At 70.5% G+C, this 17,212-nt stretch carries 20 protein-coding genes and 1 tRNA gene; 2 read left to right on the forward strand and 19 right to left on the reverse strand.

Annotated elements, in window-relative coordinates:
* Positions 1-12: 12 nt before the first annotated feature.
* From ahbA to CWOE_RS29800, 4 genes are read right to left on the reverse strand one after another with little or no spacing between them, the layout of a single operon-like run.
* Positions 13-1,098, reverse strand: a complete 1,086-nt coding sequence (gene ahbA / locus CWOE_RS29785) for a siroheme decarboxylase subunit alpha (RefSeq protein ID WP_012937382.1) — start codon at positions 1,096-1,098, stop codon at positions 13-15.
* Entirely contained in the window at positions 1,095-2,078 is a 984-nt protein-coding gene (hemB, locus tag CWOE_RS29790; protein WP_012937383.1) for a porphobilinogen synthase, read from the reverse strand. The genes ahbA and hemB overlap by 4 nt, the downstream gene beginning before the upstream one ends.
* Before the next feature lie 58 nt (positions 2,079-2,136).
* Positions 2,137-3,480 carry an ABC transporter permease gene (locus CWOE_RS31770; RefSeq protein WP_012937384.1) on the reverse strand — a complete coding sequence of 448 codons (1,344 nt, stop codon included), beginning with the start codon at positions 3,478-3,480 and terminating at the stop codon, positions 2,137-2,139.
* 2 nt (positions 3,481-3,482) lie between these two features.
* On the reverse strand, positions 3,483-4,214 hold the full coding sequence (locus CWOE_RS29800; protein ID WP_012937385.1) for an ABC transporter ATP-binding protein: 732 nt from the start codon (positions 4,212-4,214) through the stop codon (positions 3,483-3,485).
* A 100-nt stretch (positions 4,215-4,314) separates the two neighbouring features.
* On the opposite strand from CWOE_RS29800, the gene CWOE_RS29805 reads away from it, so the two are divergent.
* The gene (locus tag CWOE_RS29805) at positions 4,315-5,106 is read left to right on the forward strand and encodes a TIGR00282 family metallophosphoesterase (RefSeq protein ID WP_012937386.1); all 792 of its coding nucleotides are present in this window, start codon (positions 4,315-4,317) and stop codon (positions 5,104-5,106) included.
* Here CWOE_RS29805 and CWOE_RS33745 read toward each other — a convergent pair.
* From CWOE_RS33745 to CWOE_RS29825, 4 genes are read right to left on the reverse strand one after another with little or no spacing between them, the layout of a single operon-like run.
* Positions 5,044-6,879: a hypothetical protein gene (locus CWOE_RS33745; protein ID WP_012937387.1), complete on the reverse strand. Its 1,836-nt coding sequence runs from the start codon at positions 6,877-6,879 to the stop codon at positions 5,044-5,046. The genes CWOE_RS29805 and CWOE_RS33745 overlap by 63 nt on opposite strands.
* Entirely contained in the window at positions 6,876-7,319 is a 444-nt protein-coding gene (locus CWOE_RS29815; protein WP_012937388.1) for a GtrA family protein, read from the reverse strand. The genes CWOE_RS33745 and CWOE_RS29815 overlap by 4 nt, the downstream gene beginning before the upstream one ends.
* A gap of 52 nt (positions 7,320-7,371) precedes the next feature.
* Positions 7,372-8,847 (reverse strand): alkaline phosphatase family protein, encoded by a 1,476-nt coding sequence (locus CWOE_RS29820; protein ID WP_012937389.1) that lies wholly within the window; start codon positions 8,845-8,847, stop codon positions 7,372-7,374.
* A gap of 19 nt (positions 8,848-8,866) precedes the next feature.
* Positions 8,867-9,457, reverse strand: coding sequence for a DUF4126 family protein (locus CWOE_RS29825; RefSeq protein ID WP_012937390.1), 591 nt, complete (start codon positions 9,455-9,457; stop codon positions 8,867-8,869).
* Between the two features lie 100 nt (positions 9,458-9,557).
* On the opposite strand from CWOE_RS29825, the gene CWOE_RS29830 reads away from it, so the two are divergent.
* A complete protein-coding gene (locus tag CWOE_RS29830; RefSeq protein ID WP_012937391.1) occupies positions 9,558-10,949 on the forward strand; it encodes an aminotransferase-like domain-containing protein in 1,392 nt (463 codons plus the stop codon).
* Positions 10,950-10,989: 40 nt separating this feature from the next.
* Here the strand turns inward: CWOE_RS29830 and CWOE_RS29835 are convergent, their stop codons facing one another.
* The 11 genes from CWOE_RS29835 to rpmH all read right to left on the reverse strand — a co-directional run bounded on the left by CWOE_RS29835 (position 10,990) and on the right by rpmH (position 16,933).
* Positions 10,990-11,487, reverse strand: a complete 498-nt coding sequence (locus CWOE_RS29835) for a bifunctional nuclease family protein (RefSeq protein WP_041731176.1) — start codon at positions 11,485-11,487, stop codon at positions 10,990-10,992.
* A gap of 166 nt (positions 11,488-11,653) precedes the next feature.
* Positions 11,654-11,727, reverse strand: a tRNA-Ile gene (locus CWOE_RS29840).
* A 49-nt stretch (positions 11,728-11,776) separates the two neighbouring features.
* Positions 11,777-12,664, reverse strand: a complete 888-nt coding sequence (locus tag CWOE_RS29845; protein ID WP_012937393.1) for a ParB/RepB/Spo0J family partition protein — start codon at positions 12,662-12,664, stop codon at positions 11,777-11,779.
* Positions 12,657-13,415 (reverse strand): ParA family protein, encoded by a 759-nt coding sequence (locus CWOE_RS29850; protein ID WP_012937394.1) that lies wholly within the window; start codon positions 13,413-13,415, stop codon positions 12,657-12,659. Before CWOE_RS29850 ends, CWOE_RS29845 begins: the two co-directional genes overlap by 8 nt.
* Before the next feature lie 140 nt (positions 13,416-13,555).
* Entirely contained in the window at positions 13,556-14,293 is a 738-nt protein-coding gene (gene rsmG, locus CWOE_RS29855) for a 16S rRNA (guanine(527)-N(7))-methyltransferase RsmG (RefSeq protein ID WP_012937395.1), read from the reverse strand.
* 7 nt (positions 14,294-14,300) lie between these two features.
* Positions 14,301-14,663 carry a hypothetical protein gene (locus CWOE_RS29860; protein WP_012937396.1) on the reverse strand — a complete coding sequence of 121 codons (363 nt, stop codon included), beginning with the start codon at positions 14,661-14,663 and terminating at the stop codon, positions 14,301-14,303.
* A gap of 72 nt (positions 14,664-14,735) precedes the next feature.
* Positions 14,736-15,203 (reverse strand): Jag family protein, encoded by a 468-nt coding sequence (locus tag CWOE_RS29865; RefSeq protein ID WP_012937397.1) that lies wholly within the window; start codon positions 15,201-15,203, stop codon positions 14,736-14,738.
* Positions 15,200-16,129: a YidC/Oxa1 family membrane protein insertase gene (locus CWOE_RS29870; protein ID WP_012937398.1), complete on the reverse strand. Its 930-nt coding sequence runs from the start codon at positions 16,127-16,129 to the stop codon at positions 15,200-15,202. Before CWOE_RS29870 ends, CWOE_RS29865 begins: the two co-directional genes overlap by 4 nt.
* Before the next feature lie 11 nt (positions 16,130-16,140).
* The gene (yidD, locus tag CWOE_RS29875) at positions 16,141-16,404 is read right to left on the reverse strand and encodes a membrane protein insertion efficiency factor YidD (RefSeq protein WP_012937399.1); all 264 of its coding nucleotides are present in this window, start codon (positions 16,402-16,404) and stop codon (positions 16,141-16,143) included.
* The gene (rnpA, locus tag CWOE_RS29880) at positions 16,401-16,799 is read right to left on the reverse strand and encodes a ribonuclease P protein component (RefSeq protein ID WP_012937400.1); all 399 of its coding nucleotides are present in this window, start codon (positions 16,797-16,799) and stop codon (positions 16,401-16,403) included. The genes yidD and rnpA overlap by 4 nt, the downstream gene beginning before the upstream one ends.
* Positions 16,799-16,933, reverse strand: a complete 135-nt coding sequence (rpmH, locus tag CWOE_RS32370; protein ID WP_012937401.1) for a 50S ribosomal protein L34 — start codon at positions 16,931-16,933, stop codon at positions 16,799-16,801. Before rpmH ends, rnpA begins: the two co-directional genes overlap by 1 nt.
* Positions 16,934-17,212: the final 279 nt, after the last annotated feature.

The raw sequence follows: 17,212 nt of genomic DNA on the forward strand, positions 1-17,212 counted from the left end.
CGCGTCAGCGTCTCACACGCCGCCGTGCTCGCGCTCCCACGCCTTGAACTCGTCGGTGAAGTAGAGCAGCCGGATCTTCTTGAACTCCGTCGAGGAGTACAGCGTCGCGCGCTCCTCGATCGCGTGCGTCTCGGCGATCGAGTCGAGGATCGCGTCGCACTCCTCCTTCGAGCGGCCGTGGGCCATCGTGAAGACGGAGTAGGGCCAGTCCGCGTACGTCGGACGCTGATAGCAGTGGGAGATGCCGCGTACGGCGGCCATCTGGCGGCCGACGTCGAGGATCTGCTCCTCAGGCACCTTCCAGACGCCCATGCCGTTCGCCGAGAAGCCGGCGCGGCGGTGGTAGAGGATCGCGGCGACGCGGCGCAGCAGCCCGCGCTCCTGCATCCCGGCGAGGTGGTCGAGCAGTCTCGCCTGGTCGATCCCGAGCGCCGCGGCAGCCGGCGCGTACGGCTCCTCGACGACGGGCAGGTCGCCCTGCAGCGTGCGGATCACGGCGACGTCGAAGTCGTCGTAGGGCTGCGGGTCGAGCTCGACCGGGTCGGCGGCGACGGCGGCGGTCGAGAGCGCTCTCGTGTCGCCCTCCATCTCGAGGTCCATGCGGATCTTGAACAGCTTCAGCGTCGGCAGCTGCCGGACCGACTCGGCGCCCGCCTCGCGCGCCAGCACGTCGAGCGTGCCCTCCAGGCCGAGCTTCGAGTCCGGCTCGGTCGCGATCGTGAACCAGAGGTTGAAGTCGTGGTTGCGCAGGTAGTTGTGCGAGACGCCGGGGTGCGCGTTGATCACTCTCGCCGCGCGATGGGGGTTCTCGGCGTCGACCTTGGCGGCGACGAGCATCGACTCGTAGCCGAGCGCGCGCGTGTCGAAGATCGGCGTGACCTGGCGGATGATGCGCTGGTCGAGCAGGTGCTGGACGCGCTCCATCACGGTCGTCTCGTCGACCTCCGCCAGCTCGGCGACGTGCCGGTACGGGCGCGGCTGGAGCGGGAACTTGCCCTGCATCAGGTTGAGCAGCCGCTTGTCGAGCTCGTCGAGCGGGATCGCCGCGCCGTATCTGCGGCTGCGGAGCTTGGGGGTCGCCTGGCCGGCTTTGGTCATGTCGCCTCCTGGAGCCAGCGGGCGGCGTCCTTGGCGTGGTAGGTGATGACGATGTCCGCGCCGGCCCGGCGGATCGCGGTGAGGGTCTCGAGCACGGTGGCGCGCTCGTCGAGATGGCCGGCGGCAGCTGCCGCCTTGACCATCGCGTACTCGCCGCTGACGTTGTAGGCGACGAGCGGAAGGTTGTGGGCGTCCTTGACGCGGCGGATCACGTCGAGATAGGCGAGCGCGGGTTTGACCATCAACAGGTCGGCGCCCTCCTCGACGTCGAGCGCGACCTCGCGCAGCGCCTCGTCGCCGTTGGCGGGATCCATCTGGTAGCTGCGGCGGTCGCCGAACGACGGCGTCGAGTCGGCCGCCTCGCGGAACGGCCCGTAGTACGCCGAGGCGAACTTGGCCGAGTAGGCGAGGATCGGCAGATCGCTGAAGCCGGCCTCGTCGAGCGCGCCGCGCAGCACCCCGACGCGCCCGTCCATCATGTCGCTCGGCGCGATCACGTCGGCGCCGGCGCGCGCGTGCGAGACGGCGGTGCGCGCGAGCAGCTCGAGCGACGCGTCGTTGTCGACGCGTCCGTCGTCGCGCACCACGCCGCAGTGGCCGTGGCTGGTGTACTCGCAGAGGCAGAGGTCGGGGATCACGAGCAGGTCCGGGTGGGCGTCCTTGATCGCGCGGATCGCGAGCTGGACGACGCCCTCGTCGTCCCAGGCGCCGGAGCCCTCCTCGTCCTTCTGGTCCGGGATGCCGAACAGCATCACGGCCGGGATCCCGAGCGCGGCCGCCTCGCCGGCCTCGGTGACGGCGTGGTCGATCGACAGCCGTGCGACGCCGGGCATCGCGGCGATCGGCTCGCGGCGGTCGCTGCCGTGCGTGACGAACAGCGGGAGCACGAAGTCGCCGGCGTCGAGCTGCGTCTCGCGCACCAGCCCCCGCAGCGCTCCCGTGCGCCGCAGCCGGCGCAGGCGGGTGAGGGGAAAGGCCATCCCGGACCAGGATAACGGCGCGCTCTTGCGGCCCCGCGCCGAGCCGCTTTTCGGCCGGCTACGCGAAGCGCCGCAGCGCGACCCGCGCGATCACGGTGTACGCGACCGCGAGCGCGGCGAGGTGCAGCAGCGACGTGACGAGCGTGCCGGGCGCGTCGTTGACCGCGATGTCGAGCGCCTCGACCGTAGCCTTGAACGGGAAGATCGCGCAGATCACCGTTATGACGTCGTAGGCCCAGCCTGAGACCGAGCCGCTCGGCACGAGCGCGAAGAAGGCGATCGGGAGCGACATCGTGAACGCGAGCAGCGACGCGGCGCGCACCTCGCGCGCGAGCCCGCCGACGGCGACCCCGAGCGCCGCGAACGCGATCCCTCCGAGCGCGAGCGCGGGCAGCCACAGCGGCATCCGCGCGAAGTCCAGCTCGACCCAGAAGAGGCCGAGGCCGAGCAGCAGCGCGAACGTCACGAGGAACGAGCAGCCCGCCGCGAGCCCGATCTTCTCCAGCAGCAGGCCGGCGCGCGAGACGAGCCCGCGCACGAGGCGTGTGAACGCATGTTCCTCACGTTCGAGCGCGAGCAGCCCGGACGCGAGCAGGACCGTCAGGAACATCAGCGAGACGGTCACGGCGACCGCGATCGCGTACCGGTCCAGCGGCGTGCGTCTGCCGCCGATCACCGTCTGTCTGACGGCGATCGGCTCGCCGACCGAGCGGAGGACCTGGGTCGAGACGCCGAGGTTGTTGATCGCGAGCGTCGCGAAGCGGTCGACCTGCTCCAGCGCCGCGCGCGACGGCGACCCTCTCGGCAGCGTGGAGATGACGCCGTCGATGATCCGCTCGGAGTTGCGCAGGCCGAGGATCGGCACCTTGCGGCCGAGGATTCTGATCGACCCGCCGTCGAGCAGCATGTCGATGTAGCCGACCGTGACCTCCTCGTATTTCTTCGCGAGCGCGTCGTTCGCGTCCGCCATCCGCGCCTTGATCACCGACTCGACGAACTGCTGCTTGACCGGGTCCTGGCCGTTGTAGGCGACCTCGATCGTCGGCTGCTGGCGGCCCGTCGCCAGCTGGTCGGCGATGCCGGGCGGGAGGATCACCGCTGCCAGCACCTTGCCGTCCCTCGCCAGCTGCAGCGCCTCCGCGCGCGAGTCGGCATGGATCACGTCGACCGATCTGGTCAGCTCCGGCAGGTACTCGTCGGCGTTGACCGACGAGCCGCCGACGTCGAACGTGCGCTGCTCCTTCGGGACCTCGTTGTAGAGCGCTATCGACGGATTGCCCGGGCCGCGCGAGAGCGCGGCGCCGATCAGCAGCGCGATCACGATCGGGTAGATCACGAGCAGCGCGACGAGCAGCGGCGAGCGCCGCAGGATCTGGAGGTCCTTCAGCAGCAGCCAGCGCACCGTCAGTGCCCGCGCTCGTGCAGGAAGCGGACGAACGCGGCCTCGAAGTCGCGCGGGCCGGCGGCGGCGCCGCCGACCATCTCCTCCAGCTGCTTCGGCGTGCCGCCGAACAGCAGCTCGCCGTCGGCGAGCACGAGCACGCGGTCGGCGTAGCGCTCGGCCTCCTGCACGTTGTGCGTCGAGTAGACGACCGTCGTCCCACCTGCGGCGAGGCGCCCGACGAACTCCCACAGCCGCTCGCGCTGGCGCGGGTCCAGCGACGAGGAGGGCTCGTCGAGCAGCAGGACCGGCGGCGCGGCGAGCAGGCCGACCGCGATGTTGACGCGCTGCTGGTTGCCGCCCGAGAGGCGGCCGACCTCGTCGTCGGCGCGATCCTCCAGCGCGGTCTGCTCCAGCATCCGCGTGACCGCTGCGTTGGCGTCGGGCACGCGCTCCAACCGGGCGAACAGCCGCAGGTTCTCCGCCACCGACAGCTTCGAGTAGACCGCCGGCTGCTGCGGCACCCAGCCGATCTCGCGCGGCGGGCGGGAGACGCTGCCGCTGTCGGGCGACTGGATGCCGGCGAGGATCGACAGCATCGTCGTCTTGCCGGCACCGTTGGGCCCGATCAGCGCGACGAGCTCCCCGGCCGCGGCGTCGAAGCTCACGTCGTGCAGCGCGACGCGCTCGCCGTAGCGCTTCGTCAGGGCCGCGACCGTCAATGCGGGCGGAGCGTCGATCGCGACGTCAGGCATCCGCGAAGGCTAACCGCGCGTCGCATTGCGAGTTCCACATCCGCCGCGACGGCTCCGGCCGCACGGGGAGCTCGCGGTCGCGCACTGGTATACACGCCGGATGAACATCCTCTTCGTCGGCGACGTCGTCGGCAGCACAGGACGGCGGCTGCTGCTGCACCTGTTGCCCGAGCTGCGCGAGCGACACGACGCGACGTTCGTCGTCGTCAACGGCGAGAACGTCGCCGGCGGCGTCGGGATCACCCCCAAGAACGCTGACGAGCTGTTCGACGCCGGCGTCGACGTGATCACGCTCGGCAACCACACCTACCGGCAGCGCGCGATCTATCCGTACCTCGACGCGCAGGAGCGGATCCTGCGACCGGCGAACTTCCTCAAGAGCCAGCCGGGCCACGGCAGCTGCGTCGTCGAGCGCGCGGGGATCCGGCTCGGCGTCGTCAACCTCTCCGGCAACCTCTTCCTGAGAGCGGGCCGGCCGGCCTTCTCCGAGGCCGACGCGGCACTGCACGGGCTGCGCGGCAAGGTCGACCACGTGCTCGTCGACATGCACGCCGAGGCGACGAGCGAGAAGGTCGCGATGGGCTGGCACCTCGACGGCCGCGTCACCGCCGTCGTCGGCACCCACACGCACGTGCCGACGGCCGACGCGCGCGTGCTGCCCGGGGGTACCGCCTACATCACCGACGTCGGCATGACGGGCGCGCGCGGCGGCGTGATCGGCGTCAAGCGCGAGCAGGCGGTCGAGGCGCTCGTGACGCAGATGCCGACGCGCTTCGAGCCGTCCGACGACGATCCGTGGCTGATGGGCGTCGTCGTGAAGGCGACGTCGTCAGCGCTGCGCGCCGACGGGATCGAGCAGCTGCTCGTTCCCGCCCCCGCCGGCTTCCGCTGAGGCGGCAGGGCCGGCGCCCGCGGCGCTCGACCCGGCGCCGGCCGCCGGCTCGCCGTAGCGGCCGAGCAGCGCGACCATCACGAGCGGGAAGAACCATGCGATGTAGAGGTAGAACCAGTAGGTCAGGCTGAGCTGGAGCGCGATCAGGACCGCCGCTCCGAACGCCGCGACCTGGATCAGCGTGCGCCGCCGCGGGACGAACGCGAGCGCCAGCGCGAACGCGATCGCCGCAAGCTGCACCGCCGTCTGGAGCGTGTCGAGCCCGCCCCACAGGCCCCATATCGAGAACGGCGAGCCGCGATCGCGCTGGAACCCGAGCGTGTGGTCCCAGAACGTGCGCCAGTTGCCCTCCAGGATCACCGGCAGCATCGCGAGCGCCCCGACGACGAGGAAGCCGGCGGCGTAGGCGAGCAGCGCGCGCGGGCCGCGGCGCGGCGCCTGCTCGCCGGCCGGGATCGCGTCGACCGGCGTGCGAGCGAGCAGCGGCGCGAGCGCCAACGGGGCGAACTTCGTCAGGCCCGCGAGCACCGCGAGCGCGCCGCGCGCCGCCGGCCGCGCCGCGACGAGCAGCGTGCAGACAACCAGCAGCGAGACGAGCGCGTCGTTGCCGTTCGTGTTCGAGACGTAGAGCGTGAACGGGAACGCCGCCCACACGTAGGCGAGCACGATCCCGAGCGACGGACCGCGGATCCGCCGGCCGAGCAGGAACAGCGCGGCCATCGTGAGCAGGTCGAAGACGACGGCGGCGGCGTGCGCGGCCGGCAGGTCGTCCCATCTGCCGCTCCAGCCGAAGACGCGCTCGAACGGGATGTACGCGACGTAGTTGACCGGACCGTACGTGTCGCCGTGGGCGTTGTCCTTCGGCCACGTCCCGTACAGCGACTCGCCTTCGACGAGCCGGTTCGCGCCGATCACGCCGGAGTAGCCGACGTCGATCACGTTCGAGTTCGTCACGTTGAGGCCGACGCGGAAGCCGACCAGGAAGACGAGCGCGACCGCCAGCCACGAGACGGGCACGAGCAGCTTCAGCGGTTCCGGTCGCCCGCCGCGGCGGGCGACGATCAGCATTCGCAGCAGCAGGTAGAGCAGCGGCGGATAGACGAGCGGCGCCGACAGCCCGATCCGCGCGTCGTTGAAGAACGCGAGCGAGACGGAGAAGCTCAGCAGCACGAGCAGGTCGACGTGCAGCCACGACGGTCGCCGCCGCCACGGCACGAACGGCAGCACGAACAGGACGCACATCGGGATCCACACGTACCACGCGTTCACGCGCCGGCCGAACGCGCCCTCGTAGCCGCGGGCCATCGTCCACGGCACCTGGTAGCCGGTCCACGCCTCCTGGACGCCGCCGGTCAGGTCGTCGAGCGTCACCTGGCCGATCTCGATCCGCTCGCCGCGCGAGAAGTAGCTCACCTGCCACTGCGTCGCACCCTTCGTGTACGCCGTCGAGTAGGAGCCGGGATGCTCTCGCACCGTCTTTCTGATTTTCGCGACGGCGTCGGCGATCGCGGTCGCCTGTCTGGCGGTGAGGCGGTGACCGGGCGGCGGGATCGACGGGCTCGGCGGCGTCGCGAGCGCGTTCGGGTCGGTCGCGGTCGGCGTCGATCTCGGCGCCGTCGTCGCGCTCGTCGCACCGGAGCTGCCGACGGCGGCCGGCTTGACGAGCGGCGGCGGGGGTGCGGCGGACGTCAGCGTGCTCGTCGTCTGAGCGGGGGCGGCTGCGGCTGTCGCGAGCAGCACGACCGCGGCGATGAGCGCCGCGGCCCACCTCATCTGCGGAAGCTCCAGAGCTTCTGCCCGAGGAAGTTCAGCGGCGTGGCGGCGGCGATCGCGATCGCCTGCGCGGCCACCTTCGGCACGTCGGCCAACTCGACGAGCGCGACGAGGATCGCGTAGTTGAACGCGAACGCGACGATGCTGACGAGGAAGAAGCGCGCCGCCTGGAAGCCGGCGTGGCCGCCGCGGCCGTCGAACGTCCAGTGGCGGTTCCACCAGAAGTTGTTCGTCACCGAGACGAGGAACGCGAGCACGGCGGCGACGCGATAGCCGATGTCGAGCGGATGGACGGCGATCGTGAAGACCGCGAGGTTCACGGCGTAGCCGCTCGCGCCGACGAGGCCGAAGCGCACCAGCTGAAACCAGTTGTGCGGGTGGCGGAGGCCGTGTCGCACGCGGCGATGCAACGGCAGCGCGGCGACGCTCGCGTCCTTCATGAGCAACAGCGTACCCCCCGAAGGCCCCGACGTCCGCCGTGAACGCGCCCGGTCAGCCGGCCGCAGGGGTCGGCAGGCCGAAGTGCTCGGTCACGATCGGCAGCACGTCGCGCAGCGTCCACTGCTCATGGGCGTCGCGGTTCGCCGGCCCGGTGCCGCACCACAGCAACGCGCCAAGCGAGTCGCTGCGATGCAGCGATCCGTGGCTGCCGCCGCCGATGTGCGCGGCGCCGCCCCAGTCGACGAACTCGTACGCCGGCCCGGCGGAGAGCAGCACGTCGCCGGCCGTCGGGCAGGTCAGCGCCGACCAGACGCGCCCGAGCGCGTCGGGGTAGTCCGGCGTCAGCAGGCGACCGTCCTCGATCCGCCCGCCGAGCGTCTCCAGCTCGCCGTCGACGCTCCATCTGCGCCCGCGCAGGTCGACGAGGTCGCCGCCCGGCGCGAAGTGCAGCTCGCCGCGCTCGCTCGCGATCACGCCCTCGCGCGGTGCCGCGCGGCGCATCGCGAGGTCGACGCCCGGCAGCGCGAGCGCGAGCGCGGCGGCATCCGCCGCGCGCTGCGAGCGGCGCTCCTCCGGCAGCACGTAGATCATCGCCGAGCGCTGCGCGGGGCTGATCGCTATCTCGCCGTCGGTCGCGCCGGCGCCGTTCGGGCGCGCGATCGCCCAGTCGGCGAACGCCGTGTCGAGCCGGATCTTCTGCTCGACGTGCGTGTGCGAGTGGTCGGCCATCACGATCATCGCGTGCTCTTCGAGGAAGCGGTCGAGCCCGCCGCCAGCGTGCACGAGCCGTTCCAGCTGGCGATCGGCCGCGGCGATCGAGGTGACCTGCGCGTGCGGCCCGTTGCGATGCGACCAGGTGTCGTTGTCGGGCAGCGAGAAGAGCAGGAAGTCGAACAGGTCGTGCTCGACGAGGTAGGAGCCGACGCAGCCGGTGTGCGCGTCGCGCGCGCCGGGCATGCCGAACTGGCCGCGGCAGCCGGTCCGCCGGCTCGCGAAGAGGTCGGCGTAGAACAGCTCGCGGGGGCCGTTGACCGGCTCGCGGAAGACCGTCGCGTTGGCGATGCGCGCCAGCGGCGTGTCCGTCGTGACGTGGTGCTCGTGGCGACCGCGGTACATCAGGTACGTCGTCCCGGCCGTCCGCACGTCGGCGTCGTCGAGCAGCTCGAAGACGGTCGGGGTGTCCGCCGCGAGGTGCTTGGCGTTCATGTTGTAGACGGTGTCCGTCAGCGACCGCAGCACCCCGAACTTGCGCGAGGCGGAGAAGCTGGAGCCGTACTCGACGTAGCGCTCCTCCTCGCGCGAGAACCAGTTCATGCTCGGGATCCGGTGCCGGTCTGGCGAGGTCCCGGTGGCGATGCTCGCGGCGCAGACCGGTGTGACGGAGGGGAAGGCGGCGACGCAGTCGTCGACGTAGGCGCCGCGCTCCTGGATCGCCTTCAGCGTCGGCGCGCGGCCGAGCGCGATCGCGCGCTCGAGCATCGCCGGCTTCATGCCGTCGAGGACGGTGAGGACGAGCTTGGGCGGCAAGGTCAGCTCGCCGGCCGGCTCATCGCAGCACGCGGAGGCCGGCGTACTTCTGGCCCTCGCGACGGCGCTGGCCGAGCAGCAGCCAGGCCAGGAACGCGAGCGCGACGAGCGCGAGCGGCGGGAACAGGATCGCCAGCCCGGCGACGACGACGCCGGCCGCCTCGGCGTAGACCGGCAGCGCGACGGCGGCGTCTCTGTCGAGCCGCGCGCGCGTGCGGCGGAAGAACAGCCGCGCGGTCGCGGCGGCGAGGCCCGCGAAGGCGATGCCGGCTATCAGGCCCGGCCACCAGCTGTAGTCCTCCTCGGCGAGCGCGCCGGCGAAGTAGAGCGCTCCGAGCCCCAGCGCGATCCCGCCGACCGCCGCGCCGATCGGACCGGCCTCGACTCTGTCCGGGCCCAGCCGCCGCTCCGCGCCGATCAGCGCGATCACGCCGATCAGCAGCGCCAGCAGGAAGACCGGCTGTTCCAGGAAGGAGAGGTCGGTGCCGTTGAAGTCGATGCCGATGTCGCCGCGCGCGAGCGCGCCGATCAGCAGAGCAGGGAGGAACGGGCGCAGTCCGACGCCGAGCGCGAGGCCGATTCCGAGGCAGAGAGCGAGGAAGAGTGTCATCTGGTCCGGTAGCTTGAGGAAGGCATGACGATAGTCGACGGGCCGAGGTGTTCGGTCCGTTGCGGCGAAGTCCACACGGAGAGGACCGGCAAGGCCCGCCATGACCCGCAGAGAACCGCCCCGTTCCAACGCCCGCGACATCGAGCGCTATGCGGCGCTCTTCTCGTCGCGCACGCAGGTCATGAAGTCCTCCGCGATGCGCGACATGATGGCGCTCACGCAACGGCCCGAGGTGATCTCGCTCGCTGGCGGCCTGCCCGACACGTCGACGTTCCCGCCCGAGACGTACGCGAGCGTGATGCAGACGGTCGCCGCTGAGGCGTGCGCTCAGGCGCTCCAGTACGGGCCGACCGAGGGCATGGCGGCGGTCAACGACTGCATCCACCAGGTGATGGCGGCCGAGGGGATGTCGGTCTCCGACGAGGAGCTGCTCGTCACGACGGGCGGTCAGCAGGTGATCGACCTCGTCTGCAAGACGCTGATCGACCCGGGCGACGTGATCGTCGCGGAGGCGCCGACCTATCCGGGCGCCGTCCCGACCTTCTGCTCCTATCAGGCCGACGTCGTGCAGATCCCGATGGACGCCGACGGGATGCGCGTCGACGAGCTGGAGGAGACGCTCGACCGCTTGGAGCGGGAGGGGCGGCGCCCGAAGTTCATCTACACGATCCCGACGTTCCAGAACCCGGGCGGCGTGACGATGTCGCTGGCGCGGCGCCGGCGGCTGGTGCGAATCGCCCACGAGCGCGAGCTGCTCGTGCTGGAGGACAACCCCTACGGCATGCTGCGCTACGAGGGCGAGCCGCTGCCGCCGCTCTACGCGCTCGACGGCGGCGAGTTCGTGATCTACCTCGGGACCTTCTCGAAGATCCTCTCGCCGGGGATCCGCCTCGGCTGGGCGGCGGCGCCCCGGCCGGTGCTGCAGAAGATGAACATCGGCAAGCAGGCGGCCGATCTCTGCTCGTCCTCGATGACGCAGCTGTTCGTCAGCGCCTACTTCGCCTCCGGCGACTGGCAGAGATACGTCCGCTCCCTGCGCGACGTCTACCGCCGCCGGCGCGACGCGATGTTCGACGCGCTCGCCGAGCACTTCCCGCGCGAGGCGCAGTGGACGAGACCCGAGGGCGGCATGTTCATCTGGGCGACGCTGCCGGACTACATCGACACGACCGACCTGCTCGCGCGCGCGCTGCGGGAGAACGTCGCGTTCGTGCCCGGGCGCGGCGCCTACCTCGACGGCCGCGGCGGCTCCTCGATGCGGCTGAACTTCTCCGGCGTCGGCGAGGACGACATCCGCGAGGGGATCCGCCGGATCGGCGCGGTCGTCGCGGAGCAGGTCGCGCTCTACGGCACGCTGACCGGGGCCGAGGCGGTCACGGCCGCGCCGACCGCGACAGACGACGCGACGGAGACTGCGGACGAGCAGCTCGCGCGCGTCGTCGAGCTGCCGCGGCGCGACGCCCAGCAGGCGCGCGCCGAGCGCGACCGCTAGCTGCCGCGCAGCGCGATCCGGCGCCGACCGGCCGGCCGCGTCAGCTCTCGCCGCCGGCGAAGTCCTCGGGCGTGACGCGGTCGAGGAAGTCCTTGAACTTCTCGACGACCTCTTCGGTGTCTTCGACCTCGTGCTCGAACTCGATCGCGGACTCCGCGATGACGTCCTCGGCAGCGAAGATCGGCGCGCCGGCGCGGACGGCAAGCGCAAGCGCGTCGCTCGGGCGGGAGTCGATCTCCAGCTCCCTGCCGTTCACCGTCAGCGTGATCGACGCGTAGAAGGTGTTCTCCTTCAGCTCGGTGACGGAGACGCGCGTGCAGTTGACCTCCAGCTCGGAGAGCATCTCCGAGAGCAGGTCGTGCGTCATCGGACGCGGCGTCGTCGCCCCCTGCAGCTTCATCAGGATCGCGGCGGCCTCGGGATGTCCGATCCAGATCGGCAGGAACTTGTTGCTGTCGACGGTCTTCAGCAACACGATCGGCTGCTTGCCGACCATGTCGAAGCTGACGCCGTAGATGACCATCTCCTGCACTTCCATGCTCCTAGGCCTGGGGTGAGGACCAAGTATAGGCAGCGGCCAGAGAAGCTCGAATCGCGCGCCGAGCGCCTTGCGGCCGGCGCGCAGAAGCTGGCCGTTTGCAGGGATTTCCTGGCAGCCGTCGCCAGAACGAGGCGAGGCCCGCAGATTGCGGGCCTCGGTGCAGTGGGCGATCCTGGATTCGAACCAGGGACCTCTTCCTTATCAGAGAAGCGCTCTAACCGACTGAGCTAATCGCCCCACGGAGACGCGATTCTAGCGATACGAGCGGGTCGCGTGCGTGGTGCCGTCATGCGACGGCTCTGACACCCAGCCTGCGCGCGAGATCGAGCGCGTCGTCGAGCGAATCGAACTCCAACAGGACACGATATCCCGGCCCCTTCGCGCTCACCTCGACATCGGTCCCGAAGGCGCTGCCGAAGACATCGGACAGCTGGCCGATCGCCTCCTGCTGATCGGGATGGACCCGCGGCGCGCGCGGACGCGCACGCACAGCCGGCCCGGTCTCGCGATCGGCGGCGGCTCGCGCGCGGCGCTCCAGCTCACGGACCGACCAGCCGGCGGCTGCCGCGTCGCGCGCGAGCTGACGGCGGTCGCCATGGTCGGGAGCGAGCAGCAACGCGCGGCCGTGACCCTCGGTGAGGTCACCGCGCTCCAACAGCGTCAGCGCCTCGTCGGGCAGGTCGAGCAGACGGATCAGGTTCGAGACCGCGACGCGGCTGCGGCCGACGCGGCGGCCGACGTCCTCGCGCGTGAGACTCAGCTCCTCGACCAACGCCGCGCAGGCGCGTGCCTCTTCGACCGGGCTGAGGTCCTCGCGGGCCATGTTCTCGATCACAGCCAGCTCGAGCGACGCCGCGTCATCGTGATGCCGGACGATCGCAGGAATCTCAGCGATCCCGGCGATCCCGGCGGCGCGCCAGCGGCGCTCGCCGGCGATCAGCTCGTAGCTGCCGTCGGCCAACGGGCGGACCAGCACCGGCTGGAGCAGGCCGCGCGCCTTCAACGACTCGGCGAGCGCGACCAGGGCCTCTTCCTCGAAGTGGCTGCGGGGCTGGTGCGGGTTGGGCGCGATCAGGTCGATCGGGAGCGTCCGCAGCTCCTCGGCTTCGTCTCTGGGAGCGGCAGACAGGATCGCGGACAGACCCCGGCCCATCCCGCGCGACTTGTCAGCCACGGGCAGCGACCTCCTTGGCAAGCTCGAAGTACGCGTCTGAGCCAGCGCAGTGGGGATCGTGGTGAATCACCGGGCGGCCGAAGCTCGGCGCCTCGCCGACGCGGATGTTGCGGGGGATGACGGTGTCGAAGACCAGCGTCGGGAAGTGCTCCCGCACCTCGCGCTCGACGTCCTGGGCGAGTCGCGTGCGGCTGTCGTGCATCGTCAGCAGCATGCCGGCGATCGTCAGGCGCGGATTCAGCTCGCGCTGGATCAATCCGAGCGTGTCGAGCAGGCCCGCGAGGCCTTCGAGCGCGAAGTACTCCGCCTGGACAGGGACGATCACACGATCGGCCGCGACGAGCGCGTTGACCGTCAGCGGCCCGAGCGACGGCGGACAGTCGAGGATCGTGAAGGCGTACCGCTCCCGGACGGTGACGAGCGCATCCCGCAGCCGGCCCTCGGACGCCTCGATCCGCGGCAGCTCGACGGAGGCACCGGCGAGATCGGGGCTTGCCGGGACGAGCGACAGATGCTCGATGCCGGTCGGCCGGATCGCCTCGTCCATCGTCGCGTCGCCGGAGAGGACGTCGTAGACGCTCGGCGCGGCGTCCTTCGGGATCCCGAGCCCGACCGTTGCGTTCGCCTGCGCGTCCATGTCGATCAGCAGCGCGTCGTAGCCGGCCTCGGCGATGCACGCCGCGAGATTGACGGCGGTCGTGGTCTTGCCGACCCCGCCCTTCTGATTTGCGATCGCGTAGACGGTTCCCATCAATGGTTCCTTCGTGGATCGGGCTGACGCGCCAGCCTTGAGGCAGCCGGCCGAACAGTCGATGGTGTCCCACCTGACGGGACTCGTGAGAGGTTCCGCGGGCCGTTTTCCTGCCGCCGCGGACCTGACTGGAGAGGACCTTAGCGCTGGCGACGGTCGGACGAGGAGGCGGCGTCCGCTCCGAGCGGCCGTTTCCGCGCCATGCCCGGGCGGCGTGGGAAGCGATCGGGCGTCGGAGCGATCTTTCGCAGGACGTGCAGATGCCGATGATCGGCGCCCTTGTACGGAGCGACCGGCCGCACCTCCTCAACCGCCAAGCCGAGCTGATTCGCCGCCGCAGCGGCGATTCGCTCCTCGTCGGCGTCACGGCGCCCCTTCCAAGCGACGAGCACGCCGCCCTCGCGCAGCAGCGGCGCCGCGTACTCCGCGATCACCCCGAGCGGAGCCAGCGCGCGGGCGGTGACGACGTCGATCCGGCCCATCCCGTCGGCCCACGCCTCGGCGCGCTCGGCGACGACGTCCACGTTCGTCAAGCCGGCGGACGCGGCGGCGGCAGCGATGAAGCCGCACTTGCGGGCGATGCTCTCTACCAGCGCGATATTGGCCTCAGGCAATGCGACGGCGAGCGGGAGACCCGGGAATCCGGCGCCCGCACCGAGATCGGCGATCATTCTCGCGTCGCTGACGTCTGACAGCGCGAGTGCGACGAGCGAGTCGGCGAGATGGACGCCGACTGCATCGCGCGGGTCGCGGACCGTCGTCGGCGCGTGCTCATCGTCGGCGAGCGCCGCGAGGAGCGCGCCCAACTGCGCTCGGGCCGCGGCGGGCAAGCCGTGTTCAGCTACAAGGTCTGCGATGACGTCGTCGACAGCGGCCATAGGGCTCTCAGATCGTCGCTCGTGCGCGGACGCGCGCGATGTAGTCGGCGTACTTGCCCTTCATCGCCTCGAAGCGGGTAGCCGCGTGCGCGTCGAGCTCGGGGACGATCGCCTCGTCCAGAACCGGCAGGACGTCCTCGACCAACGCCTGTCCGCGTGCCATCCACTGATAGTACGAGCGCTCCCCGTGGTGATAGGGACCGTAGAGCTTCGTTCTCGGGAACCGCTCCATCAACCAGTGGAAGAGCGCTTCGTGGCGGGTGTGCATGCGCAGAGTGATCTGCGGCTGCTTCCCGTCGCCGCCGAACGATCCCTCGCCGACCAGGATCCCGACGAGCAGACCCCGATCAAACGGTGTCAGTTCGCTCATCTCAGAGAATCTGTTTCACCGTCATGAAAAACGTGAAACATCGGTCGCGCTCAAGCGCAGGTAAGCGGCGGGCTAGCGCTTGCTCGGCGCGACGACGAGGTGACGGTCGGGCTCGACGCCCTCGCTGTACGTCTCGATCCCGTCGCGATCGCGCAGGTACTCGTGGACGACCCGCCGCTCGACCGCGTTCATCGCGTCGAGCGCGACGGGCACGCCAATCCGGAGCGCCTCCTCGACTGCCTCGTCGGCGTCGTGCTGGAGCAACGACGCGCGCCGCTCGCGATAGCCGGCAGCGTCGACCGTCACGCGCTTGCGCGACTCGGCGCCACGGAACGCCGCGCGGTAGGCGAGGTGCTGTATCGCGTCGATCGTCTGGCCGTGACGGCCGATCAACAGGCCCAGATCCTCGCCGTCGAGGATCGCGGTCACCGCGTCGTCGTCCTCTCTGATCGAGACCTCGGCCTCGATGCCGACGGCCTCGAGGATCCGCGCAAGCAGCTCCTCGACCCGCTCGGCCGCCTCACTTCTCACGGATGTCACCGGCGCCTCCCCGATCGCTTCTTCTTTCTGCGCGCCGACGGCGGCGGACCACTCACGGCGCGCTTCGCCGTGTCGTCGTCCGACGACGACTCGTCGGCCTTCGAAGACACCTTGCCGGCCTTCGGGCGGCCGCTCTTCCCGCCGCCCCCTCTTGCCAACGCCGCGGCTCCGGCCGGCGCACCCTCCAACGCTGGTCTCTGTGGCAACCCGACCGTCTTCCTAACGATCAGCTGCTGCACGATCGTCCAGCAGTTCGTCGTGATCCAGTACAGCATCAGGCCGGCGGGGAAGTTGATTATGAACGCGACGAAGACGATCGGCAGGCCCAGCATGATCATCCGCTGGTTTCTGTCCATCGACGCCGTGCTCAACAGGCCCGAGGCGATCTGCGTCCCGACGTAGAGGACGATCAGCACGACCAGCACGGCGCCGGTCGCTCTGCCCGTCAGATCCGGGATGAAGAGGAAGCTCTCGCTGCCCGGCTTGGCGCCGACGCTCGCGAAGTTCGCCGCGGTCGCGTCCGCGCACGCCTTCGCCGTCTGCCCGCAGATGTCGAACCGGAGGTCCGTGCGGAGCATGTAGTAGAGGCCGATGAAGAACGGCAGCTGGAAGAGCAGCGGGAAACAGGAGGCGAGCGGATTGACTCTGTTCTCCTGGTAGAACTTCATCATCTCCTGCTGCTGACGCTGCTTGTCGCTTCTGTACTTCGCCTGGATTCTTCTCAGCTCAGGCGCGAGCAGCTGGAGACGCTGCATCGACTTGACCTGCTTCAAGGTCAGCGGCAGCAGGATCACGCGGACCGTGATCGTGAGGAGGATGATCGAGAGGCCCCAACCGGTCCCGACCGTGTCGTGGAAGAACAGGAGGACCTGTTCCAGCACGTCGATCAGCGGCTGGAGTATGTTCGCGAAGACGACAGGGGGCATGGGGGAGTCCGTCAGGCGCTGGGGGCGGTCGGTCGGCGGGAGGTGAAGAGCCGCTGGTCGTGGACGGGGTCATAGCCCCCGTGACTCCACGGATTGCAGCGCATCAGCCGCCAGCCCGCGAGCACCAGCCCGCGCAGTATGCCGTACTCCTGAACCGACTGCGCGGCGTAGCGCGAGCAGGTCGGTTCGTACTTGCAGCGCCGGGGCAGCCCGGGCGACACGAAGCGCTGGTAGAAGCGGATCGGGGCGATCGCCACACGCCGCAGGAAGGTCATCTTCTGCGCTCTCCGTCGGCACGTTCTCTCGCGCGCGCGATCAACTCGGCGAGCGCGGCTTGGATGCCGGCGAGGCCCTCGCGCTCCGCGACGGCACGGGCCTCCGGCCGCGCGACGACGACCACGTCGTGGCCGTCCGGCAGACCTCTGGACTCCTGCTCGAACGCCTCTCGCAGGAGGCGTTTCACGTGGTTGCGCTCGACCGCCCCGCCGACCTTGCGCGAAACGGATACGCCCAAGCGCGGCTCACCCTCCTCGGCACGAGGAAAGGCATAGAGGACGAGGACGCGATTCGCAAGCGAGCGTCCCTGTCGAAACACCCGGTCGAACTCGGCGCTGCGGGAGAGACGACCCCGCTTGCTCCGCCGGGCTGCGACGCCCGGGCGCGCGCTCATCAGACGGTGAGGCGCTTGCGCCCCTTGTCGCGGCGACGCTTCAGCGTCGCACGACCGGCACGAGTCTGCATCCGCTCACGGAATCCGTGGGTGCGGGCGCGCTTGCGCTTCTTGGGCTGGTAGGTGCGTTTCATGGCTCACAGTTTCCCGTTGAGGGGGGCACGACAGTATACGCGCGGCGGCCGTCGGCGCCTTGCGGCCCGATTCGCCCGTCCGGCGGATGCTGTCCGGAGACATCCTCGCACGCTCCGCCGTCGAGAGTTGTCCACACGTCCGCGCACCGGTTGTCGACACCTGTGGACAACCGCGCGGCGGCCCTCGCCCCGGGGCCTCCGCGACCTTTTTCCCGCGATTTGCGCACTCGCCCAAGCGGACCGATCCGAGCGGCGCGGCATGCCGTCCGGCCACTGCTA

This window comes from Conexibacter woesei DSM 14684 (assembly GCF_000025265.1).
Lineage (GTDB): Bacteria > Actinomycetota > Thermoleophilia > Solirubrobacterales > Solirubrobacteraceae > Conexibacter > Conexibacter woesei.